Here is a 24,061-nt window from a genome sequence, read left to right as displayed (position 1 = left end):
GATTTAAAAATATATTTATTTTTTTTTATCAAAACGCTTGCAGAAATGAAATTCTGTACTATCTTTGCAACCGCAATAACGCAGAGGTTTGGTAGTTCAGTTGGTTAGAATACATGCCTGTCACGCATGGGGTCGCGGGTTCGAGTCCCGTCCAGACCGCAATATTGGGAAAAGCCTTTCTTAACAGAAAGGCTTTTTTGCCCAAATACGGTATCTAAGATTAGTTGTGTTGTTTTGCTACGACTTTGTAACTCGTAGCTGGTTTAGTAGTTAGACCAATGAAAAGCTTTCCACTTTTGTGGATGGCTTTTTTGATTTACGACACTTTTGATTTAACCGCAAAGAGCGCTATCGGAATACGCAAAGTCCGCAAAGTTTAATTTTAAGCTTTGCGGATTTTTTGATTTTACTGATGTTTTTTAACCGCAAAGTGCGCAAAGATTTTACTTTATACTACGTTGAGAAAACACAAGTTCGCAAACTTGATTCAAGACAAAGCTTTGCAAACTTTGCGTTTTTATAGATCAATTATGATAAAAGCTTTGCGCACTTTGCGGTTAAATTCGACTTTTTAGCTTTTTAGACATGGAATTTTAAATTTTAAATGTTTGGAATTTATTTAAAATCAGTTCATTAAAAATATTTTAATTTTTATTCCTAAAAACCCTTGTATAATCCAAGTTCTATTGTATTTTTGCACTCACAATAACGCAGTTGGTTTGGTAGTTCAGTTGGTTAGAATACATGCCTGTCACGCATGGGGTCGCGGGTTCGAGTCCCGTCCAGACCGCAAATATTGGGAGAAGCCTTTCTTAACGGAAAGGCTTTTTTAATTTTAGAAGCTTTCTAAAATAAATTCCAATCTTTTAAAATTCCAAATTCCAATTGAATACCGATATCAATTGGAATTTGGAATTTTTTATTTGGAATTTTATTTTCCCTACATTTATATATCGAAAGATATTCAATTACTTCAATGGAACATTCCGGCCAGAAACTAGATAAATACTATATCAAAAAAGTAGATGCCGATAAAAAAAGCATTTACTGCCACCATGATTTGATGGGCGAATTGTTTGTGCCCACCCATAAACACGAGAAAGCGCAATTGTTATATGCCGAAGGCGATGTAGTTTTTGTAACCACAGAAACCAAAACCTACTTTTTACCGGCAAGACATTTTATCTGGATTCCGAGTGGGGTTGCGCACAGTATTGAACCCAAATCTGAAAGTGTGACAATGCGTAACTTGTATTTTCCGGTTGAAAAAGACGAAGATGTATTTTATAAAAGTGAAGGCATTTATCCGGTGAATAATTTACTGCTTCAAATGATGCTTTTTACAAATAGATGGAATGGTGATCTTGAAAAAGGAAGTCCGAATTTTACGATTGCCAAAGCCATTAAAGCAATACTGCCTCAAATTTGCCTGACCAATTTACCTTTAGAATTGCCACAGCCCAAAGATCCGCGTTTGAGTAAGATTCTGAGATATATCGAGAATAATTTAGGAGAAACGATTCTGTTTGCTGAGGTTGCACATCAATTTGGGTACAGCGAACGCTCTTTGTATCGCTTGTTTCAAAAAGACCTTAATATGTCATTCATTCAATATTATACTATTAGAAGAATCTTGAAAGCTATAGAATTGCTGCTTGACAGAAAACTTTCAGTCAAAGAAGTTGCCCTGGAAGTAGGGTATAGCAGTGTACCGACATTCAGTAATACTTTCTTTAAATTCCTTGGACAAAGACCTTCTGATTACCTGAATGGGGAAGATATCCTGAGGATAAAATAAAACATATTTGCCCACGGATTTTACTGATATGCACAGATTTATTTTTAATACTATCTGTAAAATCAGCTTTAATTTTTTAAATCTGCGTAAAACCATAATTCACATTAATTTTTATAACATATTGTTTTTCAATATTTTAATATAACGTTTTCGGAAAATAAAATTTTAACATTTGTCCGAAATGAATATGTTATTGACTTTTTAGAATTATCAGTCACCAAAAAAATGCAGGAACTTTGCAGTATTAAAATATTTATATATTCATGTTCCTTAAAACAACAAATTCTACAGAAGATTGTTTTCTCAAAAACCTGTTGATATTCTTAATTGTATTGACATTTAATAGTTTGCAAGCTCAGGAAATTCACTCGGTTTCGTTAAGCGAAGCGGTGAAACTGGCCAAAGAAAACAATAAAAAAATCCTTAGATCTCAATTAGAGACGACGCTCTCAGAGCAAAACATCAAAGAAAGAAAAGAACTCCGTTTGCCGGATATCGAATTAAACGGTGAATATTCCAGAATTACCAATATTACGGAATTCAAAGGCAGTGGTTTCTTAAACGGTAAAGAGGTAACGAAGGCGATTCCTGAAATTTATCAGGTGAATTCCACTTTCAAAATGCCAATTTATGCCGGTAACAAGATTAATAATGCCATCAAAATTGCGAATCAGGAAAACGAAATTGCCAAAATAAAAACTGAAAAGACCGAAAATGATATAGAGCTCGAAGTGGTGGCCAATTATCTGGCGATTTATAAAATGATGGAGCTTCAGAAGATTTTTGAAGAAAACATCAAAGAAGAAAAAAGCCGATTGAAAGAAGTGCAGTCCCTGCAAAAACACGGAACCGTTACAAAAAACGAAGTTCTGAGAGCTGAATTGCAGCTTTCTGATCGTGAACTGAACTCCTTGACGAATTCTAAGAATATAAAAATCGCACTGCACGATTTAAAAACTTTGATTCAGCTTCCGGAAAATGAAGAAATGGCGATCGATACTACGGCCAATATGGATAAAATGAATGGTTTGGATCCGTATGATTTTTATTTGGAAAAAGCTTTTCAGAATGAAGAAATGCGAATCGCCAGCCAGGAATTAAGTATCAAAAAAACGGAATTGAAGTTGGCGAAAGCAAATTATCTGCCAACGGTAAACTTCTTTGGGAATTATGGTTTTTATTATCCAAACTATAAATTTTTCCCGCCAAATCCGTATTTGTACACTTTAGGGCAAATTGGTATCGAAGCACATTTTGATATTTCGGCTTTGTATAAAAACAAAACCAAAGTACAGCAAGCTACAACACAAATCGAGTGGCAGAAAATGCAGTCTGAAATTATAAAAGATGAGATTCAGGATAAGCTGTTTAAAGAGCATACGCAATATCAGGAAATCCTCGAGAAGTTTGTGGTAGTAGACAAAGCGTTGGATTTGGCCAATGAAAATTACCGAATCGTAAAACTAAAATACCTCAATCAGTTGGTTTTAATAACCGAAATGGTAGATGCTGATAATGCTTTACTACAGGCCAAATACAACAAGATTTCTACCAGACTTGATGCCGTTCTAAAACATTACGAATTGCTTCACACTGCCGGAATACTTCCGCAGAGTTAGAAGTGAAGTGTGAAATGTTAGAAGTTAAGAGGTAAGAAAATAGAATATAGATAATAGAAAAGATATAGAGTTTATGGTTAAGATAAAAAATGAAACTAAGAGAAACAGAACGTTTCATATATTAATAACAATTATAGCTTGCGTTTTGGTGGCAAGCGGAATCATTTTAGGAATTTGGTTTTATGTATTCAACAGAAACCACGAAGAAACCAATGACGCTCAGGTCGAGCAATACGTAACGCCAATTATGTCGAGAATTACAGGTTATGTTCAAGAAGTTCGTTTTGATGAAAATCAGTTTGTGCATAAAGGTGATACTCTGGTTATTATTGATAACAGAGAATATAAATCGAAATTGAATGTCGCGCTGGCTGATGTTCAAAGTGCGAAACAAAGCAGCGTTGTAGCCGAGAAAAATGTGGCTACAACAGCAAGTTCAACCGCAATTGGAGAATCGCAATTGGCTGCAGCCAAAACGAATCTTTGGAAAACAAAATTAGAATACGAACGTTACCAGGCTTTGGTAAAAGACGAAGCGGCAACTTCGCAACAATTAGAAAAAGTAAAAGCAGATTACGAATCGGCGCAAGCTCATTTTCAGGAAATGCGAGACAGAATTCAGTCTTCTAATTTAAGTACATCTCAGGCGCAGGCCAATGTTCCTACGATGCAGACCAATATTGCGTCTAAACAAGCTATGGCAGATAATGCAGCATTGTTTCTTTCGTACACTATAATTACCGCGCCTTATGATGGCTGGGTAGGTAAAAGAACGTTACAACCGGGACAAATGGTTAAGGAAGGACAATCGTTACTTTCTATAGTAAGTAAAGAAAAATGGATTACAGCCAATTTTAAAGAAACGCAATTGCAATATTTAAACGTGGGTCAGGAAGTTCGAATTCAGGCTGATGCTTTAAGCGACAAAGAATTTACAGGAATCATCACTTCATTATCTCCTGCAAGTGGCGCAAGATTCTCGCTATTGCCTCCGGACAATGCAACAGGAAACTTCGTAAAAATTGAACAAAGAATTCCGGTTCGTATTCAGTTGAAAGAAACCGATAAACACGCCGAATTTTTAAGAGCCGGAATGAACATCACTGTTATCGCCGAACACCAATAAAATGGAAGATAAAAGTATATTTAAATCCTGGGTTCCCAAATGGGCAATCATTATTATTTTGTTTGTCTGTTTGCTGCATTCTATGATTTTATTGGGAGTTTATACTTCAAACGTAACCTACGCGGCAAGTTTTCTGGACATTGAGCCCGAAGATTTGCAGTTTGCGATGTGTGTTACCTACGGAACTTTGCTGGCCACGATTTTGATCGAAAGTAGGTTTTCGAGTTTTTTCCCGGCAAAAAATTATCTGATGGCGGTGTATTCCTTAATCGGGATTACGATTATTTCATCGGCCTATATTACTAATTTTTATTTGTTTTTATTGCTGAGAGTAGCCGAGGGAATCTTAATGGCGCTTCCGGTAATCACGATCAGACAATTATTGATCGAGCAGTTTCATTCTAAAAATGCCATTATAATAGGTTTCTCCTTTTATTACGGTTCGTTGTTATTGTCAACGCCTTTTATTATGAATATTGCCGTTTGGTTTCTGGATCATTACGATTGGAAATACATGCTGTACGTTTCAGGGGGACTTCAGGTTTTGAATGTCTTTTTGATCTTGGTTACTTTTCGCGGTCACAGAATCACCAAGAAAATCCCGTTGTATCAAATCGACTGGATCAGTTATATTTTGGTTCTAACGGCGATTCTCTGTGGTGCTTACTTTTTTGTTTATGCCGAAAAAAAATACTGGTTTGAGTCTTCGCATATGGTTCTAATGCTTATGATCGCCTTGATTACAGGAGGATTATTCATATTTAAAGAGCTTTTGGTAAAAAGACCCACTTTTGATTTCGAAGTTTTTAAATATGCCAATCTGCGAATTGGGTTTTTATTGTTCTTCCTGTTTTACATCAGCAGAGCAACTTTGAGTCTTTGTCATTCGGCGATGTTTTCGATCTGGAACTGGGATCCGTCCCGAGTTGCCGGAGTACAATACATAAACGGACTAGGAAATGTAATTGGACTGGTTTTAGCCGCTTTTTTCCTGATGAAATCCGTATCGACCAAGCTTATTTTTATAATAGGATTTTCGCTTATTGCGTTGTTTCATTTTTGGTTTACGTTTCTTTTTGTGCCCGATGTGGCGTTATCAGATATTATCATTCCGTATATTCTACAAGGTATCGGGGTTGGGTTTTTATTTGTACCCTTAATATTATTTACCACATCATCTGTTCCGGCAAAAATGGCGGTTTCTTCGGGAATTGTTGGAGTTTCAGGACGTTTTTGGGGAAGCACAATTGGGTTTTGTGTCATGCAAAATGCAATGGTATTTCTAAACAAAAAACACTTTCTTAAACTAAGCCAATTTGTAACCGGAGACAATCCGCAAGCTCAGGAAACCATAACCAAAACAGCCCAGAGTTTCGCCGCAAAAGGATATTCGCTTGACGAGTCGAATGCGCTCGCCTTGAAAAAAGTCTTCGGAACCATCACCAAACAATCGACTTTATTGGCCGATATGGAAATTTATACCATTGTAGGTTATGGTCTTGTGGTTTTGATTATTCTTATTGCGAGTAATCAGCATTTAAGACAAACAATGACTTTGGTGAAGAGTAAGGTTTGGATTGGGTAGTTTTTTTGTTTCAGGTTTCAAGTTTCAGGTTAAAGGTTAATCGCGCAAAGGCGCAGTCCCGAAGCTTCGGGAGCAAAGTTTTTTAAGTGATTATTAAATGTACAGTTTGTCAATCCTGACGCAGGAAGGATCACACAAGAAACTCCACAAAGTAAATCGCTAATCTTTGTCGAGTTTCTTGTGTGATTTCTCCTCCATCGAAATGACATAAAATGAGAAAAAAACTTTGCTCCCGAAGCTTCGGGACTGCGACTTTGCGCGATTAAAAAAAATGAATCTCTGCGAGAAACCTCTGTGAATCTCTGTGAAATAACCCTTTATTACCTTATCTTGCAATCGTTAAAACAAAACATACAATGAAGCAGCAATGTGTAATTTTTGATATGGATGGCGTGATTTCTCACACCAATCCGCATCATGCAAAGGCTTTCGAAGCGTTTTTCGATAAATATCAGGTTCCTTATACCAACGAAGAATTTGAAGAACATATGTACGGAAAACACAATAGTTATATCATGTCGCATTTCTTCAAACGTCCGATTACCGGAGAAGAACTTATAAAGCTCGAAGACGAAAAAGAAGGAATGTTTCGGGAGATTTATAAAGACAAAGTCGATACAATCCCGCATTATTTGGAGTTTTTAAGCGAGTTGAAATCCCGAGGTTTTTAAAACTGCTGTTGCAACATCGGCGCCACGCGCCAATCTGGATTTGATTATAAATGCATTAAAAATCGCTGATAAAATGGATTCTATGATGTCAAGCGAAGATGTAACGTTTCATAAACCAAATCCCGAAGTTTATCTGGAATCTGCAAAACGCGTTGGCGTTGCTCCGTCTGATTGTATTGTTTTTGAAGATTCATTCTCGGGCGTTACAGCGGGGATAAATGCAGGAATGAAAGTCGTTGGTGTTTTGAGTGCACATACAAAAGAACAACTTCCGCCATGTAGTTTTTATATCAATGATTATAGTGAAGTGAATGTGGATAAGATTCTAGAGATTTTGGATGAAAAGTAATTTGTAAAAAGTGAATTGTGAAGATTTAAACTATATAAGGGATAGGTATAAGTTCATTTAAATAAAATGAGCATAATTTGAATAGCCTTCAGTTTTAACTGGAGGTTTTTTTATGTTTGAAAGGAAAGGCTTTAGCCGAAATTTACGCAATCAAAAACATTGCAGCCAGATATAAAAAGACGGATAAGCTTAATAAAAACCATAAAAGCTTTGGAATTGGTTTTATTTTTAAATCCCGAAGAATTAAAATAGAGTTGGTTAAGGAAAAAACGACAAGAAAACAACTTAAAAATAAAGTTATAGTACTGCCATATGCATATAACCAATGAAAATCATCAGAAATTCTAAATCTTTCAACAAGTTTATGTATTGCGCCACTTAACAGAAATAAAACAGGAATTGCAATTGCAAACTTTTGGTTTTCATCAAGATTCTTGTATTTCAATATAATGTTTTGCATTATTTTATAGAGAAATCAAGCAATTCTTTAGGTTCAATATCTAAAGCATTTGCAATTTTCACAAGAGTTCTTATACCGGTATTTATTTCTGCCCTTTCTATTCTTGCTACTTGGGACTTGGGAATCTCGGAGTCATTAGCTAAGTCTTGTTGAGACATATTTTTCTTTTCACGTAATTGTCTTATGTGAATCCCAAGATTTGCAATAAAAGTTTCTTCTGAAATATCCATATTTCAAAAGTCACAAGATTTATTTTTCATTCGGGCTCAAATATGAGCTCAAAAGTATTATATTTGACGCATCTAAAAAATAAGATAATGACTACAAGAAGCCTTTCAGAAGAATTTGAAGCCAGACTAACGGATTTTTTTATTACTGTTGTTGATCCTAAAGATCTGGCAAAGACAATACGGGAAATAAATTATGTTCTTTCTTTATGTGTAATGAGAGGATGCGAAACAGTAGAATCTGAAGTAAATAATATTGAAGATAATTTTTATTGGCTCAATAAATTGGCAGAAGTTCTTGATCCTTATTTGGATGTTGAGTGAAGTGAGGTTTTTTGCGTGTAGTTTGTCATTTCGACCGAAGGAGAAATCACATAAAGTATTCGACAAAGATTGTCGAAATTCTGTACGGAGTTTCTGTTGCGATTGTTCGTTTCTATTGAAGCTTTGTTTTTTAATTAAGAAATGTTTTACTATAATATAAAATATTTCTTAATTAAAAAACCTATTTTTGTAGGTAATTACTTTAAAATATATAATTATGAATCAAAACATTTTTACACCAAAAACAGATTTAAATCCTTCAGAATATAAGAATTTATTTGGAGATCCTTTTTGGAATGAACAAGGGAGTTCAAAAGCAAGAAGTTTCTATCTTCAACTGAACGATAGAGAAAAAGCTTTGATGTTAAAAAAGAATTATCTTGCAATGATTGAAAAATCAAGGCAAAGAAATTTTAATATGGCGGCAGATTGTTTACAATGGTGGTTAGATGGTACGGGATTTACAAAAAATATTGATTTTAATTGGCTTAGAGGCAATAATGAAGTTATTGTTGCTGAAAATGTAAATATTGAACGTTTTGAAGAAGACCCTGATTTTATAATTTTTCTTAAAAAGTTAGCAGATGGGAATAGTGATACTTATGTCACCCATTTTGATCGTCAATTTACAGGAGGTATTTTTCGGGAACTCTATTATGTGTGTGGCACCAGTACAATAACTTCAACATGCTATTTTACAGTCACCAAGAAAAAAGAAAACTTCGTTTTATCGGGTAAAATTATTCATAAATGGTGGGATAGATATGATTGGCACAAAGGAGCAGATGCTTATATTAATGGTTTTGGTAATGTTAAAGACTCAGATGCTTTGTTGGTAGAGAAATATTGCGGAGCAAAACCGTATGAGATGAGAGGTCAATGGCAGCAAAATTTTAATAAAACCTTTCAATTCGAATTTTTTGGAGGTATAAATCTTAAATTAAAATAAAAAGATGAAAAAAAAGATTTACATATTTTCGTTGATACTAATTATTTTATGCTCAGTTTATTATTATTGGCAAAATAGATATGTTAAACTTCTTCCTGTACTTGTAAATGAGGATTTACGTGGACCGGTATTGTTTTCGGAAACGTTTCATAATCAATTGTTTAAGTTTGCGAAACCAAATGAAATTTCTCCAAATTATTACAAAAATATAAAGTATGTCTTAGATCGTTCTCGTCAAGAATATATTATAAAAAACGGGGAAATTTATATTAAATACAAATATATGCACGATATGGAACTTATTTGGAATTACACTACCAGAACAACCAATCCTACTTGGTTTAAATTAAAACGAGAAATGGATAGTATGAATGGAGATAATAAAGAAAAAGAAAAACTAGACAGCATTATTAAGGAGCTTCAACCGTAATTGTTTTTTATTAATAATATTGACTCAATAAATTAGCTGAAGTTCTTGATCTTTATTTGCATGTTTGATAAACTTTTCGTTTAAATGGATTTTACTCTATCTTCTGCAATTATAATCGACCTTTTTTGTCATTCTGAGGAACGAAGAATCTCCGCAAGAAACTCGACAACTGTGCGTGCTCAGCGAGTGGAGATTCTTCGTTCCTCGGAATGACAAATATTGGGGTTATTTTGGGTTTCAAGGGATTGATCCCGACGCTTCGGGACCTTGTTACAAAATAAATCATTCCTCCGAAATTTTATAAAGAGTTCCAGAGGAACGAAACATATTGTAGGGATGTTCCGAAGCGTCGAGAGTAATCCGTCCATCGCAAGAAATTCGACAAAGATTGGCGACATTATTTACTAAACTCAAAACCATTTGTAAAACAAAAAAGCTTCTGATTTCTCAGAAGCTTTTTTTCAGTGCGGATAATAGGACTCGAACCTACACGCCTTGCGGCACCAGATCCTAAGTCTGGCATGTCTACCAATTTCACCATATCCGCTCAATTGTGGGTGCAAAGATAAACATAACTTCTAGATTTCAAAACATTTTTTCAAAAAAAATATTAATTCTCTTTTTCGTATTTTTGAAATTCTATAAAAATTATTTCAATGGAAAATATTAAGTCCTACGTTCAACAACATAAAGATCGCTTTATCAATGAGTTGATCGAATTATTAAAAATTCCGTCGGTAAGTGCCGACACTGCATATTCGCAAGATGTTATCGATACTGCCGAGGCGGTAAAGGAAAGTTTATCAAAAGCAGGCTGCGATTTAGTCGAAATTTGCGATACTCCGGGCTATCCAATCATTTATGGAGAGAAAATAATCGACCCAAATTTACCAACAGTTCTTGTTTACGGACATTATGATGTTCAACCACCAGATCCAATCGAATTATGGACATCGCCACCATTCGAGCCCGTGATTAAAAAAACCGAAATTCATCCCGAAGGCGCAATCTTCGCTCGTGGCGCCTGCGACGATAAGGGACAAATGTACATGCACGTAAAAGCCCTTGAGCTTATGGTGCAAACCAATACTTTGCCATGTAACGTAAAATTCATGATCGAAGGCGAAGAAGAAGTAGGTTCAGCTAGTTTGGCCTGGTTCGTAGAACGCAATCAGGAGAAACTGAAAAACGACGTAATTCTTATTTCAGATACCGGAATGATCTCAAACCAACAACCGTCGATCACGACAGGTTTACGTGGTTTAAGTTATGTAGAGGTAGAAGTTACAGGCCCAAATCGCGATTTACATTCAGGTTTATACGGTGGGGCAGTAGCCAACCCAATCAATGTTTTGGCCAAAATGATCGCTTCTTTGCATGACGAAGACAATCATATTACCATTCCTGGTTTCTACGATAAAGTTCAGGAATTATCTCTTGAAGAAAGAGCCGAAATGGCAAAAGCGCCTTTTAGCTTAGAAAAATATAAAAAAGCCTTAGATTTAAACGATGTTTACGGCGAAAAAGGATATGTAACCAACGAACGCAACTCAATCCGTCCAACATTAGACGTAAACGGAATCTGGGGCGGATACCAAGGCGAAGGAGCAAAAACCGTTATTGCGAGCAAAGCTTTCGCTAAAATCTCGATGCGTTTGGTTCCAAATCAGGATTGGCATGAAATCACAGAATTGTTTACCAAACATTTCCTAAGCATTGCACCGGCTGGAGTTACCGTAAAAGTGTCGCCACATCATGGTGGACAAGGTTATGTAACACCAATTGATAGTATTGGATATAAGGCAGCAAACAAAGCCTATACCGAAACGTTTGGAGTTCCTGCAATTCCGGTTCGTTCCGGAGGAAGTATCCCAATTGTGGCATTGTTTGAAAAAGAACTAAAAAGCAAAACCATCCTTATGGGCTTCGGTTTAGACAGCGATGCGATTCACTCACCAAACGAGCACTTCGGGATCTTCAATTTCTTAAAAGGAATCGAGACTATTCCGTTGTTTTACAAATATTTTGTAGAGCTTTCTAAGTAAATTCTATTATTCTAGCAGGTTTTCAAAACCTGTTAGGTATAAAAATACAATCCGTTTATTCTTTTTAGAGTAAGCGGATTTTTTTTGGAATTTGGAGTTTAATTATTAGAATATTAAAACTTTGGAATTTAATATGTTTTTGGGCGTTCCCTTCGGTCGGGCTTTCGGCTATATCTTTTATTCCGTTTCACTTCATAAAAGGATACCGCCTCTATCCCTAACGCTTAAAAAAGGTGCAAAGGTTTCTTGTAGACGCAAATAGTGCGTTTAAAGGTTCAAAGTGACAAAGGTTTTTCGCATCAGAATTGAATAGCCTCCAGCTTCAGCTGGAGTTTTTTATGAAGATGGTAATTGGCTTTAGCCGAATTCTTTAATTTTTTATAAATGTATTTATTTGGCTAAAGCCATTTCCTAAACATTTATTCTAAACCCCAGATAAAGCTGGGGCCTATTCAAAAAAAACAATGTCATTTTGCTAAGCCTCTGTTCCTTTGAGCCTTTGTTGCTTTGAACCTTAAAAACAAAACTTTTTTTTAAATTCTTTTGGTCATTTAAAATTAATCTCTACATTTGTAGAGTAGCATCTATAATTGTAGAGTTAATTTGGGAAATATGAAAAACCTTCTATTACTATTTTTTTGCGGAATCATGCTTTTAAGTTGTAAAAGCAAACTCATCAATCAAAAGATTGATAAAAAGAAAGAAGGTCTTTGGATTGATAATTACCAACAAGATAGCATTACATATAAATCGTTAGAATATTACAAAAGCGATCAACCCGTAAAAAAGTGGAAATCCTATATTAACGGAAAAATCTACAAAACTGAAAAATACAAAAACGGAATCTGCATCGTAAAATATTATTATGAAAACGGAAAACTACAATCAAAAGGAAAAACAAAAATCGAAGTCGATACTGTAGAAACGCATTGGTTTTATTTCGGAGTCTGGAAATTTTACTCTGATAAAGGAAAACTAACCGAAGTCAAAAATTATAATAATGGCAATTTAATTTCAGAGCAAGAAATAAAATAGCCCACGGGTTTAGCGGATTAAACGGATTGTCGCGGATTTTTTTTTAAAGAATATAGAATATAGAATATAGAATATAGAATATAGAATATAGAATATAGATTGTTCTTAATCATCAAAAAACTCAGCAACTTAGAATCTCAGAACCTTAGCACCTTAAAAATAAAAAAATGCAACTATCAAACTCAGAAGAACAATTAATGGAACATTTATGGAAGCTTGAAAAAGCCTTCATGAAAGATTTACTCGAAGCGTATCCGGAGCCAAAGCCCGCCACAACAACCGTTGCAACGCTTTTGAAACGAATGATCGACAAGAAATTTGTCGCGTATAATGAATTTGGAAATTCACGAGAATATTATCCTTTGGTCGAAAAGACCGTTTACTTCTCGAAACACGTCAACGGATTAATCAGCAGTTTTTTTAATAATTCTGCATCACAATTTGCTTCCTTTTTTACGACCGAAACTAATTTAACGACTTCGGAACTGGAAGAACTTAGAAAAATAATCGATTCAGAAATTCAAAAAAAGAAAAAATGATAGCCTTTTTTATAAAATCAGCGATTGCATTAAGTGTTTTTCTTGTTTTTTATTATTTGATATTAGAACGAGAAAAAATGCATCAGTTCAATAGATTCTATTTGCTTTTTTCGATTGTAATTTCTTTTGTAATACCGTTTGTTTCATTCGAAATTATCAAAGAAATTCCAGTGAATTTTTCAAATCAAATCAGCATTGGTCAAGCAGGAATCATGCATCAGGTTGCAGAAAAAACCGATTATAAATTGATCTTTTTATGGAGTTTATATGGTTTCGTAACGCTAATATTAGCAATACGATTTGGAAGAAACGTTTGGAGCATAATTTCAAAATCGAAGATTAATCCAATCGTAAATTTCAAAAAATCAAAATTGGTTTTGGTTGATGAAAAGATTCTGCCACATACATTCTTGAATTATATTTTCATTAATGCAGATGATTACAAAAACCGAAATATTGAAGAAGAATTATACACGCATGAATTAGTTCATGTAACTCAAAAACACACTTTTGATATTTTGTTTGTGGAGTTTTTAAAAACCATTTTTTGGTTCAATCCCATCTTTTTATGGTATAAAAAAGCAATTCAGCTCAATCATGAATTTCTTGCTGATCAGGAAATAGTGCAGACCTATAATAATGTTCCGTTTTACCAAAATTTACTTTTAAGAACAGGAAGCGGACATCAAACGATTTACTTGGCCAGTAATTTAAATTATTTAGTAACAAAAAAAAGATTAATTATGATGACAAAGAGAACATCAAAAAACATAGCGTTTCTAAAGAAAATTGCTATCGTACCTGTTGTATTGGTTTTAACCGCTTTTTTATGTGTTAAAACTATTGCCCAGAGCAGTAAGGTTGAAATGAAAACCGATACTATTAAAAAACTTTCTTCTAAAACGGATGTCGTTTTTAAAGACGAAAAAAAGAATATTATTCTGAAAAAAGATTACGCTGAATTAACGGACGAACAAAAAAGAAGAATTCCTCCACCACCACCTCCGCCGTCTGCTTTAAAAAGTACTTCTGCTTTAACTGAACAGGAAGGTCTTAAAGTTAGTTATGATACAACTGGTGTCAAAGAACCGCAATTTCCGGGTGGAATTACAGAATTCTATAAATTCATTGGTAAGAACTACAAAATGCCTGCAGAAGTTTCAAAAAATAAAATAGAAGGCAAGGTATTTATGGAATTTATGGTTGAAAAAGATGGAAGTTTGTCTGAACTTAAAATTGTAAAAGATTTAGGATACGGATTAGGCGATGAAGCCATTCGTGTTTTAAAACTTTCTCCAAAATGGATTCCGGCTTCTAAAGATGGAGAACCAGTTCGTGTATCCTATAGTTTACCAATATCAATTAAAAGCGATAAATAGGTTTTTTGAGGAAGATTCAAAGTTGCAAAGGTTTGACTTTAGTATGTATAGATGAAACTATCTAATTAAAAAACCTTTGTCCCTTAAAAGAAAAAAAATCCGCTTCTTGTAAAAGAAGCGGATAAATAAAAAACTAAAAAAAAAATTCTAAAAAACTAACAAATCCAGCTTAAAACAAGTCTGGATTATATCCAAAATAGGGCATATTTTGTTCATTAAAAATAACCCCGTATTCTTCTAACTCTTTTAAAATAGGCAAATACACTTCTTTTTTTATCGGAAGCTGTACGCCTGATGTGGTAATTTTTCCGTTCAAAATTAATAATGTCGCCATAGCAACCGGTAATCCCACCGTTTTTGCCATTGCAGTATAAGTTTGATCGTCGCCAATGCAAACCATTTTTGAATCGATTTGCTGTTTTTTGCCATTGAGTTCGTATCCAAATTTGTGATACATGACAATCATATCTTTATCGTTGGGTTCCAGAGTCCAGCTGTCTGAAAGTATTTTTTCTAATATTTGGGCAGGAGTAGCGTTGGGTAAATTTACCTTCTTGTCGGGATTAAATAAATCCAGTTCCAGGAGTTTATCCCACATGATATCGTCCTGATCGATTTTTAAAATCAATCTGGTTTTAATCTCTACAGAATCTGTCGGGTGATACGGTAAAAATGAATTTACGAATTCGCGGTAACTCATGTTTTCTGAACCTTCCATGATGTAACTATCATCGGTCATGCCCAATTGCACAAACATATTCCATGCTTTCGAATAACCAACCCTTCTAATGGTTCCGCGATATAAGGTCAAAATATCATCTAAGCCATAAATCGATCTGTATTTAAGAGAATCACGGTTAGAATACGCTTCAAATTTTCCGTAACCTTCCACTTCCAGAAATTCGGTTCTGCGAAAAACCGTTCCGTACGGGATGTATTTATAAGTACCTTCCTGAATAAATTTTGCGGCACCGCCTTGTCCGGCCAGAACTACATTTCTGGGTGCCCATGTAAATTTGTAATTCCATAAATTGTTATCACATTCCGGAGCTACTAATCCGCCGCAGAATGATTCAAAAAGCAGCATATTACCTCCTTTTGCCCTGATTTCATCAATAACCTTCATGGCGCTCATATGGTCGATTCCCGGATCAAGGCCAATCTCGTTCATGAAAATCAGATTGTTTTTTTTAGCTTCTTCATCCAGTGCCTGCATTGCATCACTTATATAAGATGCTGTAACGAGGTGTTTTTTGAATTCAATACAATCTTTGGCAATTTCGATATGCAAATGAGCAGGCAGCATCGAGATTACAATTGTTGCTTTTTCTATTGCTGCTTTTCTTTCTTCGGTTTCAAAAATATTCAAAGCAATTGGAGTGGCATTAGGGTGATTTTGTGTCTTTTTTTCGGCCAAAGCCAAAGACAAGTCCGCTACAACAAGATGTAGGTTTTCGCTTTCTGATTTTGATAATAAATAACGAATCAGCGACGATGCAGATCTACCGGCTCCAAAGATTAAAATGCTTCTCATGTTTTAAATATATAACACAAATATATTAAATTGTTAAATATGTAACAATTTTAATTTTCCAAAAATGCATTATTTTTTATTTTGAAGCCAAATCATAGTAGATTTCTTTTTCCTGAAAAGATTTTTGAAAACTAAAATGCTTTTTAAAATGTATTGAAGTATTTTTACCTGAGAATAAAAAGACTAGAAAATATGAAAAGAAGAATTGTTTTAGCAGCAGCTTTTATGGGAATGTTATCCATTATTTTAGGGGCATTTGGTGCGCATTTACTGAAAAAATATTTATCTGTAGAAGAACTAAATACTTTTGAGGTTGGTGTTCGTTACCAAATGTATCATGCTTTATTTTTACTTTTTCTTTCGACCAGAAAAGATATCGCTGAAAAAACCTTAAAAACAATTTATAATTTAGTTGTTGCAGGAGTGCTTCTTTTTAGCGGTTCTATCTATTTATTAGCGACAAAAAGTCTTACAGTCTTCGATTTTAAAATTATCGTATTCGCAACACCTTTGGGAGGTTTTCTATTAATTATTGCCTGGGCGGTATTATTTGTTACGATTTTGAGGAGAAAATCATAAAATCCCGAATAAAAAATTCTATCTAAAAATTAATCTTTAATTTTGTCTCATAAATAACATATAATCTTATTTATGTGAATTTTTATTGTTTTTTACTTTAATACGTAAATAATATAACAAATTCATTTTGTGGATTATAAGAAAACAAATTAGAGGCAGTTATTTTTTTATTTTATTGATTTTTAAGATCAAATTTTACCTTATTGATATAAATAAAAGTAAAATTTAAATATTTTTAAAGGATTAATAATAAATCTATAATTTTGCTTTTTATTAAATATCACACACAACTAAAAATTTATGGACAGTCACACCGTTTTCTCGCAATCGATTTCGCTAAAAGAGTTAGGAATTGAAAATGCAAAAGTTCGCTACCAATTATCTGCTGATGAATTGCATGCGATCACTTTGCAGTCAGGCCAAGGTGTTGAGAACTCTACAGGCGCATTGGCAATTAATACAGGTGAATTTACAGGACGTTCTCCTCAGGATCGTTTTATTGTAAAAGATAGTATAACTGAAGATAAAGTTTGGTGGGGAAATGTAAATATTCCTTTTGAACCAGCTGCTTTTGAGAAACTATATAATAAGGTAACTCAGTTTTTATCAGACAAAGAAGTTTTTGTTCGCGATTCTTATGTTTGTTCTGATCCTAATTACAGACTAAATGTTCGCGTTGTTACAGAAACTGCGTGGTCTAATTTGTTTTGCTACAATATGTTCTTAAGACCGGAAGATTCTGAGTTAGCCAACTTTACTCCGGAATGGACTGTTATTTGTGCGCCAAGTTTTATGGCAGATCCTGCTATAGACGGAACGCGTCAGTCTAATTTTGCTATTCTGGATTTTACTAAAAAAATAGCTCTTATTGGCGGAACAGGTTATACAGGAGAAATGAAAAAAGGGATTTTCTCTGCTTTAAACTTCATCTTGCCGGTTTTCAAAAATACATTACCAATGCACTGTAGTGCCAATGTTGGTGAAGCCGGAGATACAGCAATTTTCTTTGGATTATCAGGAACCGGAAAAACAACTTTATCAGCAGATCCTGCACGTAAATTAATTGGAGACGATGAACATGGGTGGACTGCAGAAAATACGGTTTTTAACTTCGAAGGAGGTTGTTACGCAAAAGTAATTAATCTGACAGAAGAACACGAACCGGACATTTTTAGAGCGATCAAAAAAGGAGCGTTGTTAGAAAATGTAGTTTTCAAACCTGGAACAAACGAAGTTGATTATGATGATGTTTCAATCACTCAAAACACACGTGTAAGTTACCCAATAACACATATTGATAATATTCAACCGGGATCTATAGGACATAATCCTAAAAATATATTTTTCTTAACGGCAGATTCTTTCGGAATCTTGCCTCCAATTTCAAAACTAACTCCAGGTCAGGCTGCTTACCATTTTATCTCGGGATATACAGCAAAAGTTGCAGGAACAGAAGCAGGAGTTACAGAACCACAACCTAATTTCTCTGCTTGTTTTGGAGCGCCATTTATGCCATTACACCCAACACGTTATGCTGAAATGCTAACTAAAAAAATGAAAGACGCAGACGTAAAAGTTTGGTTGATCAACACAGGTTGGACTGGTGGAGCTTACGGAACTGGAACGCGTATGAAACTAAAATATACCCGCGCCATGATTACCGCTGCATTAAACGGAGAATTGGATAATGTAGAATATAAAAATCATGCAGTATTCGGGATTGCAAAACCACAATCTTGCCCAAATGTTCCAACTGAAATTTTAAATCCTAGAAATACCTGGGAAGATCCTGAGTTATACGATAAAAAAGCAGTGGAATTAGCACAGAAATTCAAAGCTAATTTTGCCAAATTTGAAGAGTTTGCCAACGCTGAAATTTTAGCCGGCGCACCGATTACAGAATAAGGAAGATTACTAATTCAAACTAAAAAAAGCTGTTCGTTATGAACAGCTTTTTTGTTTTTGTTTCACGCTTAAGGTTTTAAGTTTCACGTTTCACGTTTCACGTTTTGGTTTGAACCTGAAACTTTAAACTTAAAACAAAAAAAGAACTATTTCTTACTTTCGTCGATACGTTTCTGGATCAAATCCCAGGCATAATAATGAAACGTCATTCCGTTGCTCATGGCTACGAAAAGGCCATTTTTGAAATTCCCGCCTAAATTTATATTCGTAGCATCGGCACCGTCACATTCAATAGTCGATGTTGGAATTTCTGCTAACAAAGGATAATTGTTCGGGTTTCCTTTTGCACCTTCCCTTGGATACACCATAAAAGTATTGGCCTGCTGATTGGATATTAAAATATATCCCGTAGAATCGGTTTTTTTGTAGATCGCGATTCCTTCATTATCGGCTTTGAAACCTGTTTTTCCAAAAAGTGCTATCTCTTTATTGTCATTCAAAGCAGGATCGGCTTTGTATTTTCTGATTCCGAATTGTTCGTCGCAATACAAAACAGTTCCTAATTCGTTATCCACTGCAATGGCTTCAATTTCTTTCTTTCCGCTGTAAGCACCAAATTTGCGAATCACTTTTGCTGTAGCGAATTTTCCTTTTCCTGAAAGTTCATATTGCCATAAATAACTTCCTGATGGTCCTGATTTTCTGCCTACAATAGCAAATATTTTCCCATCGCTTTTTCGGGTATACAAGGCAATTCCCATTGGATCACGCAATGCTGAACCTTCAAAAACAGGGATTCCGCCGTTGTCAACTGCTTTTAAATCAGGTAAACTAAAAACCCTTATTTTGTTCGATTCGCGTTCCGTGGTTACGGCAATGTCAACTTTTTTTCCGTCGATTACTAAACCGTAAGCGATATCAACATTGTTAGGGCGTTTTAATACTTCAGATTTTGCAATTATTTTTCCTTTTAAATCAAAGGCATACAAAGCTCCATCGGTATCTTTATCTGTTCCTACAATAATACTTTTTGAGGCATCAGTTGGGTGAATCCAGATTGATGGATCATCTGTATCGTGAGGTAAAGCTTGTGTAACAACAGTTGGTTTTACAGCATTTGCAGCAACGGGTGCTAATTTATCATCTTTACAAGCTATAAATAAAGTACTTAAAAGTAAAAAAGCTATTATAGATTTATTTCTCATTATGAATTTCATTTGAATAAATTAGACAGAACGGTTAAGTCCTGCCCAATTTAAGAATTTTATAAATTGATTATTACAAGTCAAGTTTCAACCCAAAATTATATCGGGCCTGATAGTACTCTGCTTGTTTGGTATGCGCCTCAACTCCCTGGTAGTAACGTAAAGGCTGGTTAGTTAAGTTGTTGGCTTCGGCAAAAAGACGAAGTTTTGGAGTAATCTTGAAAGAAGCATTTGCGTCTAAGAAAAACTGTTTGTCGTAATAACTGTCTTTGTAGGATTCTGAACCCAATTCATCTAAATAATCTGAAGTAAAGTTGGTCGAAACTCTGGCAGAAAAACGTTTGTTTTCCCAAGATAATGATCCGTTGAACATATGTGGCGTTGTTCCCGGAAGACTAATGTTATTTCTTTCGTTTCCGTCTTCGTCAGCGATTCCTTTTGCTTTCGATTTGGTGTAGGTATAGTTCAAATAAATACCAAATCCTTTGAGGAATTTACCCGGAAGAAAATCTAACTGACGTTGAAAAGCGACTTCAAAACCATAAACATCGACAGTATCTCCGTTTCTTGATTGTAAAAACGACCAGTTTTCACCAGCAGGGATTGGGTTTGTCTGATTTGGGAAATCAGCAGCAAATTTTGCGGCAGTATATTGATTGTCGCTATAGTTGTAAATGAAATTATCTAATCTCTTATAGAAAACACCTCCCGAAATTAATCCAACAGATTTAAAATAATTCTCTGCCATGAAATCATAATTGTATGAATATGTCGCGTCAAGATCTGGATTTCCGGCTGAAATTTCTTTATCAGCCGCAATATTGTTTACATAAGGAGCCAATGCATAATAGTTTGGTCTTGCTAAAGCCGTTGTAACTGCAGCTCTTAAAACTAAATCTTTGGTAGCATTATACTGCAAAGAGATACTTGGTAATAAATTAGTATACGAATTTGTAGTATTGATTTTACTTTCTAATTCTTCTTCGTCCAAAACACGATTTCCGGTATAATCAATATGGGTATTCTCTACGCGGAAACCTAAAACCATAGAAAGCTTGTCATTAAAATCCTGATCCCATCTTACATAAGCCGCATAAATGCTTTCTTTAGCATTATAGTTTACCGCTAAAAATTCTGCCGGATCTGCTGATTTATCAAATAATGTTGAATTATTCAAATCAAGGCTTCCTAAGAAATTTGCTGACGCAAAACTTCCCGGAACATATTTGCTTCCCGGATTAAAGTTTGTACCGTCATAATAAGTGTTTTGAACTTGTGATAACAAAGCCATATCATTATTGATTGGTTCGTAAGCGTAGAAATTATTATTTCTTTCTTTTTCTTTTAATCGAAGTCTAAGTCCGGTTCTCAATCTTCCTTTTTCAGAAGGAATAATAGTAAAAGGGAAACGGATATTTATTTTTGCTCCAAATTCACTTTCGCTCGTTTCATCTGTATTTTCAGTAACCGTTTGAAATTTAAATTTATCCAGCGCTTCTCCGGTTGTTGTGATGAGAGGAAATCTAATATCTGATAAATCCTGTGTCATATCCAATCCTTTCTGACGGTATTCGATATAACGTTCTCCCGGACGGTATTCCCTTGCTTTTGCATAGTTGGCAGACCAGTCTAAATCTAGTTTTGAGTTGATTAGATGTTCTCCGCGAATCGAATAATTCTGAACTCTTTGATCCTCTAATCGTCTGTTTTTATCACGATCATTATCAATTCCACCTTTTGTCTGGCGTTTGACGCGACCTTCAAAACCTGTAATTTGTTCGCCATTATAAATAGGTTCGATGTCATCATAAGTCGTTCTGAAACGATTTTCCCTGTCATCTCTCCAGTTATAAATGGCATTGGCAAAAATGGTATTGTTCTCATCAAATTTATAGTCTAATGCCACAGATCCGCTGCGGCGAATACGCTGTACATCATATTTTCTGATTTCTGATGCCTGAAGATATTCATTCCCGAATTCATCTTTTACCCATTCGTTTTCGATATTATCAGATCCGTAATTTACATTATTATAAGATCCGCTAAAAACAGCTCCTAATTTATTATCTAAAAAACGATTTCCGTATACTAATCCTGCTGTATAAGTGGCGTGTTCGCGAATTGGCATATAACCACCTGCAAGAGTTGCCGAGATTCTTTCGCCGTTTGGAGTTGCTCTCGTTACTAAATTTACAGAACCTCCAATTGCATCAGCATCCATGTCTGAAGTCAGTGTTTTATTTACTTCGATCGTCGAAATCATATCCGATGGAATCAAATCCATTTGTACGTTTCTATTGTCTCCTTCTGCAGACGGAATTCGGTCACCATTTAAAGTTACCGAGTTCAATGATGGAGCCAGACCTCTGATAATAATGTTACGCGCTTCACCCTGATCGTTTTGCATCGTGATACCCGGAACACGTTTTAATGCATCTCCAACATTGGCATCCGGAAAACGCCCCATTTGATCAGATGAAATGATGTTTCCGATGTTTTTACTATTTTTTTGTTGATTTAAAGCTTTCGCCTGACCTTTTAAAATGTCTCCAACTACTACTTCATTCAACTCTGTTCCCGAAGTTTTAAGCGCAAAATCGATAACATTATTTTTACCTTGTTCTACAGTGATTTCCTGAGTTATGGCGGTATATCCTATATATTTTACTTCTACTTTGTAAGTTCCAACATTGATGTTTAGTAATTCAAAACGACCATTGTAATCTGAAACCGTATATTTGTTTTCTCCTACAATTTGAATCATCGCTCCCGGTAACGGAAGTTTGTCGTCAATGTCTAATACTTTTCCTGAGATTATGGCTTTTTGAGCATAACCGGAAAAGGCGAATAGCATGAATGTTACTATTAAATAAATTTTTTTCATTGTGTTTTAGTTTGTTTTGTTGCGAAACTAGAACCTTAATGTTATTAAAGACGTTGAAAAAAATTAACATAGTGTTACGATTCCTTTCTAACATTAGAAATAGATTAATGTTAAAGTAACATTTAATAAAAAAGGAATTTTTATAGGCGCAACTTAAAACAAATCAAGTATTTACATCAGAATTAAAATTTTGGCGTTAAATTTGCCGTATCAATCACAATCAAAAATCATCAATCATGTTAAAACAATTTTTTATCCTTTGTTCTGGAGCCGACAGAGATCTTCTCGAAGGCTGTTCAGAAGGCGAACAAACCAAATATGTTGGTATTGGCGCTACCGTTTTTTTTACCGCAGTTATGGCTTTCCTTGCCAGTGCTTATGCGCTTTTTACTATTTTTGATTCCATTTACCCGGCTTTAATTTTTGGTTTTGTTTGGAGTTTACTGATCTTCAATTTAGATCGATTTATTGTTTCGACTATTAAAAAAAGAGATCGTTTTATGGATGAATTCCTGCAAGCGACCCCGCGAATTATGCTGGCGATTATTATTGCGATCGTAATTTCTAAACCTTTGGAAATTAAAATTTTCGAAAAAGAAATCAATACCGTTTTATTGAAAGAAAAGAATGAAATGGAATTAGCCAATAAAAAACAAGTTGGCAATTATTTCAAATCAGATTTAGACAAAAATAAAGCAGAGATTGCAGCTTTAAAAGCAGATATTCTGAAGAAAGAAAAAGAAGTAAACGCTTTATACTCCACTTATATTACAGAAGCCGAAGGAACTGCCGGAACAAAAAAACTCGGAAAAGGTCCGGTTTATAAAGAGAAACGTGAAAAACACGACGCATCTTTAAAAGAATTTGCAACGCTAAAAGCAGCAAACGAAGCTAAAATTGCCGAAAAAGAAAAAGCAGGAACACAACTACAGGCTGATTTAGATAAAAAAGTATCCCAAACGCAACCCATTATCGAAGGTTTTGACGGTTTAATGGCGAGAATTAACGCTTTGAATAAACTGCCGTGGCTACCTTCATTTTTTATAATGCTGTTGTTCCTGGCAATTGAAACTTCACCAATTATAGCAAAATTATTAGCTCCAAAAGGCGAATTCGATTTTAAACAGGAAGAGGCCGAAACCGCAATGAAAGCGACTTTGGCACAAAATAAATACCAACGCGATTTATTAGTAAAAACCAGTGCTGAAATGCACGACAGAGTTTATGCAGATATTGCTGAAGATAAAAATCTTTACGATCTGCAACGCAAAAAAGCAACCGAATTATTAGAATTACAAGCGCATAATTTTGTAGAAAAACAGAAAGCGACGCTTTAATTATTTAATTTAATATTAAAATGGAAATTTATCTTAAATTAAACTTTTTATATATTTCAAAATATTAAATTTGATTTTTAA

At 34.7% G+C, this 24,061-nt stretch carries 21 protein-coding genes and 3 tRNA genes; 18 read left to right on the top strand and 6 right to left on the bottom strand.

Annotation, left to right across the window (positions count from 1 at the left end; genetic code table 11):
• The first annotated feature begins 85 nt into the window (after window positions 1–85).
• The 8 genes from ACQY44_RS11095 to ACQY44_RS11060 all read left to right on the top strand — a co-directional run bounded on the left by ACQY44_RS11095 (window position 86) and on the right by ACQY44_RS11060 (window position 7,148).
• Window positions 86–159 (top strand) — tRNA-Asp (locus ACQY44_RS11095).
• Window positions 160–716: 557 nt separating this feature from the next.
• Window positions 717–790 (top strand) — tRNA-Asp (locus ACQY44_RS11090).
• 186 nt (window positions 791–976) lie between these two features.
• Window positions 977–1,798, top strand: coding sequence for a helix-turn-helix domain-containing protein (locus ACQY44_RS11085; RefSeq protein ID WP_428230421.1), 822 nt, complete (start codon window positions 977–979; stop codon window positions 1,796–1,798).
• Between the two features lie 263 nt (window positions 1,799–2,061).
• Window positions 2,062–3,417 (top strand): TolC family protein, encoded by a 1,356-nt coding sequence (locus tag ACQY44_RS11080; protein WP_428230420.1) that lies wholly within the window; start codon window positions 2,062–2,064, stop codon window positions 3,415–3,417.
• Window positions 3,418–3,490: 73 nt separating this feature from the next.
• Complete coding sequence (locus ACQY44_RS11075) at window positions 3,491–4,543, top strand: HlyD family secretion protein (RefSeq protein WP_428230419.1); 1,053 nt, start codon at window positions 3,491–3,493, stop codon at window positions 4,541–4,543.
• A 1-nt stretch (window position 4,544) separates the two neighbouring features.
• Window positions 4,545–6,128: an MFS transporter gene (locus ACQY44_RS11070; RefSeq protein ID WP_428230418.1), complete on the top strand. Its 1,584-nt coding sequence runs from the start codon at window positions 4,545–4,547 to the stop codon at window positions 6,126–6,128.
• Window positions 6,129–6,484: 356 nt separating this feature from the next.
• The gene (locus tag ACQY44_RS11065; RefSeq protein WP_428230417.1) at window positions 6,485–6,799 is read left to right on the top strand and encodes an HAD family hydrolase; all 315 of its coding nucleotides are present in this window, start codon (window positions 6,485–6,487) and stop codon (window positions 6,797–6,799) included.
• A 40-nt stretch (window positions 6,800–6,839) separates the two neighbouring features.
• Complete coding sequence (locus ACQY44_RS11060) at window positions 6,840–7,148, top strand: HAD family hydrolase (protein WP_428230416.1); 309 nt, start codon at window positions 6,840–6,842, stop codon at window positions 7,146–7,148.
• A 142-nt stretch (window positions 7,149–7,290) separates the two neighbouring features.
• On the opposite strand, the gene ACQY44_RS11055 is transcribed toward ACQY44_RS11060, so the two are convergent.
• On the bottom strand, window positions 7,291–7,593 hold the full coding sequence (locus tag ACQY44_RS11055) for a hypothetical protein (protein WP_428230415.1): 303 nt from the start codon (window positions 7,591–7,593) through the stop codon (window positions 7,291–7,293).
• 14 nt (window positions 7,594–7,607) lie between these two features.
• Window positions 7,608–7,838, bottom strand: a complete 231-nt coding sequence (locus ACQY44_RS11050; RefSeq protein ID WP_428230414.1) for a helix-turn-helix domain-containing protein — start codon at window positions 7,836–7,838, stop codon at window positions 7,608–7,610.
• 87 nt (window positions 7,839–7,925) lie between these two features.
• Between ACQY44_RS11050 and ACQY44_RS11045 the strand changes: the two genes are divergently transcribed.
• From ACQY44_RS11045 to ACQY44_RS11035, 3 genes are all read left to right on the top strand, one after another.
• Window positions 7,926–8,159: a hypothetical protein gene (locus ACQY44_RS11045; RefSeq protein ID WP_428230413.1), complete on the top strand. Its 234-nt coding sequence runs from the start codon at window positions 7,926–7,928 to the stop codon at window positions 8,157–8,159.
• A gap of 217 nt (window positions 8,160–8,376) precedes the next feature.
• Entirely contained in the window at window positions 8,377–9,108 is a 732-nt protein-coding gene (locus ACQY44_RS11040) for a hypothetical protein (protein WP_428230412.1), read from the top strand.
• A gap of 4 nt (window positions 9,109–9,112) precedes the next feature.
• Window positions 9,113–9,538, top strand: coding sequence for a hypothetical protein (locus ACQY44_RS11035; protein ID WP_428230411.1), 426 nt, complete (start codon window positions 9,113–9,115; stop codon window positions 9,536–9,538).
• A gap of 465 nt (window positions 9,539–10,003) precedes the next feature.
• Here ACQY44_RS11035 and ACQY44_RS11030 read toward each other — a convergent pair.
• Window positions 10,004–10,085, bottom strand: a tRNA-Leu gene (locus ACQY44_RS11030).
• Between the two features lie 109 nt (window positions 10,086–10,194).
• Between ACQY44_RS11030 and ACQY44_RS11025 the strand changes: the two genes are divergently transcribed.
• The 4 genes from ACQY44_RS11025 to ACQY44_RS11010 all read left to right on the top strand — a co-directional run bounded on the left by ACQY44_RS11025 (window position 10,195) and on the right by ACQY44_RS11010 (window position 14,536).
• Complete coding sequence (locus tag ACQY44_RS11025) at window positions 10,195–11,583, top strand: dipeptidase (protein WP_428230410.1); 1,389 nt, start codon at window positions 10,195–10,197, stop codon at window positions 11,581–11,583.
• 612 nt (window positions 11,584–12,195) lie between these two features.
• A complete protein-coding gene (locus tag ACQY44_RS11020; protein WP_428230409.1) occupies window positions 12,196–12,618 on the top strand; it encodes a hypothetical protein in 423 nt (140 codons plus the stop codon).
• 167 nt (window positions 12,619–12,785) lie between these two features.
• On the top strand, window positions 12,786–13,157 hold the full coding sequence (locus tag ACQY44_RS11015) for a BlaI/MecI/CopY family transcriptional regulator (protein WP_428230408.1): 372 nt from the start codon (window positions 12,786–12,788) through the stop codon (window positions 13,155–13,157).
• A complete protein-coding gene (locus ACQY44_RS11010; RefSeq protein WP_428230407.1) occupies window positions 13,154–14,536 on the top strand; it encodes an energy transducer TonB in 1,383 nt (460 codons plus the stop codon). Before ACQY44_RS11015 ends, ACQY44_RS11010 begins: the two co-directional genes overlap by 4 nt.
• Window positions 14,537–14,705: 169 nt before the next feature.
• Here ACQY44_RS11010 and ACQY44_RS11005 read toward each other — a convergent pair whose 3' ends face one another.
• A complete protein-coding gene (locus ACQY44_RS11005) occupies window positions 14,706–16,070 on the bottom strand; it encodes a saccharopine dehydrogenase family protein (RefSeq protein ID WP_428230406.1) in 1,365 nt (454 codons plus the stop codon).
• Between the two features lie 192 nt (window positions 16,071–16,262).
• On the opposite strand from ACQY44_RS11005, the gene ACQY44_RS11000 reads away from it, so the two are divergent.
• Together ACQY44_RS11000 and pckA are read left to right on the top strand one after the other, a co-directional pair.
• Window positions 16,263–16,649 carry a DUF423 domain-containing protein gene (locus tag ACQY44_RS11000; RefSeq protein ID WP_428230405.1) on the top strand — a complete coding sequence of 129 codons (387 nt, stop codon included), beginning with the start codon at window positions 16,263–16,265 and terminating at the stop codon, window positions 16,647–16,649.
• Between the two features lie 300 nt (window positions 16,650–16,949).
• The gene (pckA, locus tag ACQY44_RS10995; protein ID WP_428230404.1) at window positions 16,950–18,554 is read left to right on the top strand and encodes a phosphoenolpyruvate carboxykinase (ATP); all 1,605 of its coding nucleotides are present in this window, start codon (window positions 16,950–16,952) and stop codon (window positions 18,552–18,554) included.
• A 146-nt stretch (window positions 18,555–18,700) separates the two neighbouring features.
• Here pckA and ACQY44_RS10990 read toward each other — a convergent pair whose 3' ends face one another.
• Window positions 18,701–19,759 (bottom strand): phytase, encoded by a 1,059-nt coding sequence (locus ACQY44_RS10990; RefSeq protein WP_428230403.1) that lies wholly within the window; start codon window positions 19,757–19,759, stop codon window positions 18,701–18,703.
• 73 nt (window positions 19,760–19,832) lie between these two features.
• Window positions 19,833–22,643 (bottom strand): TonB-dependent receptor, encoded by a 2,811-nt coding sequence (locus ACQY44_RS10985; protein ID WP_428230402.1) that lies wholly within the window; start codon window positions 22,641–22,643, stop codon window positions 19,833–19,835.
• A 236-nt stretch (window positions 22,644–22,879) separates the two neighbouring features.
• Between ACQY44_RS10985 and ACQY44_RS10980 the strand changes: the two genes are divergently transcribed.
• Window positions 22,880–23,980, top strand: a complete 1,101-nt coding sequence (locus tag ACQY44_RS10980) for a DUF4407 domain-containing protein (RefSeq protein WP_428230401.1) — start codon at window positions 22,880–22,882, stop codon at window positions 23,978–23,980.
• The last annotated feature ends 81 nt before the right edge of the window (window positions 23,981–24,061 follow it).

This window comes from Flavobacterium sp. (assembly GCF_965277525.1).
Taxonomy (GTDB): domain Bacteria; phylum Bacteroidota; class Bacteroidia; order Flavobacteriales; family Flavobacteriaceae; genus Flavobacterium.
The sequence above is the reverse complement of the archived record's forward strand: the minus strand, read 5'-3'. Positions and strand labels throughout refer to the sequence as shown.

Coding starts and splice junctions, on each gene's coding strand:
- pckA (WP_428230404.1), top strand. CDS start 16,950: ATGGACAGTCACACCGTTTTCTCGCAATCGATTTCGCTAAAAGAGTTA.
- ACQY44_RS11005 (WP_428230406.1), bottom strand. CDS start 16,070: ATGAGAAGCATTTTAATCTTTGGAGCCGGTAGATCTGCATCGTCGCTG.
- ACQY44_RS11025 (WP_428230410.1), top strand. CDS start 10,195: ATGGAAAATATTAAGTCCTACGTTCAACAACATAAAGATCGCTTTATC.
- ACQY44_RS11085 (WP_428230421.1), top strand. CDS start 977: ATGGAACATTCCGGCCAGAAACTAGATAAATACTATATCAAAAAAGTA.
- ACQY44_RS10990 (WP_428230403.1), bottom strand. CDS start 19,759: ATGAGAAATAAATCTATAATAGCTTTTTTACTTTTAAGTACTTTATTT.
- ACQY44_RS11045 (WP_428230413.1), top strand. CDS start 7,926: ATGACTACAAGAAGCCTTTCAGAAGAATTTGAAGCCAGACTAACGGAT.
- ACQY44_RS11035 (WP_428230411.1), top strand. CDS start 9,113: ATGAAAAAAAAGATTTACATATTTTCGTTGATACTAATTATTTTATGC.
- ACQY44_RS10985 (WP_428230402.1), bottom strand. CDS start 22,643: ATGAAAAAAATTTATTTAATAGTAACATTCATGCTATTCGCCTTTTCC.
- ACQY44_RS11020 (WP_428230409.1), top strand. CDS start 12,196: ATGAAAAACCTTCTATTACTATTTTTTTGCGGAATCATGCTTTTAAGT.
- ACQY44_RS11040 (WP_428230412.1), top strand. CDS start 8,377: ATGAATCAAAACATTTTTACACCAAAAACAGATTTAAATCCTTCAGAA.
- ACQY44_RS11070 (WP_428230418.1), top strand. CDS start 4,545: ATGGAAGATAAAAGTATATTTAAATCCTGGGTTCCCAAATGGGCAATC.
- ACQY44_RS11075 (WP_428230419.1), top strand. CDS start 3,491: ATGGTTAAGATAAAAAATGAAACTAAGAGAAACAGAACGTTTCATATA.
- ACQY44_RS11050 (WP_428230414.1), bottom strand. CDS start 7,838: ATGGATATTTCAGAAGAAACTTTTATTGCAAATCTTGGGATTCACATA.
- ACQY44_RS11000 (WP_428230405.1), top strand. CDS start 16,263: ATGAAAAGAAGAATTGTTTTAGCAGCAGCTTTTATGGGAATGTTATCC.
- ACQY44_RS11065 (WP_428230417.1), top strand. CDS start 6,485: ATGAAGCAGCAATGTGTAATTTTTGATATGGATGGCGTGATTTCTCAC.
- ACQY44_RS11010 (WP_428230407.1), top strand. CDS start 13,154: ATGATAGCCTTTTTTATAAAATCAGCGATTGCATTAAGTGTTTTTCTT.
- ACQY44_RS10980 (WP_428230401.1), top strand. CDS start 22,880: ATGTTAAAACAATTTTTTATCCTTTGTTCTGGAGCCGACAGAGATCTT.
- ACQY44_RS11080 (WP_428230420.1), top strand. CDS start 2,062: ATGTTCCTTAAAACAACAAATTCTACAGAAGATTGTTTTCTCAAAAAC.
- ACQY44_RS11015 (WP_428230408.1), top strand. CDS start 12,786: ATGCAACTATCAAACTCAGAAGAACAATTAATGGAACATTTATGGAAG.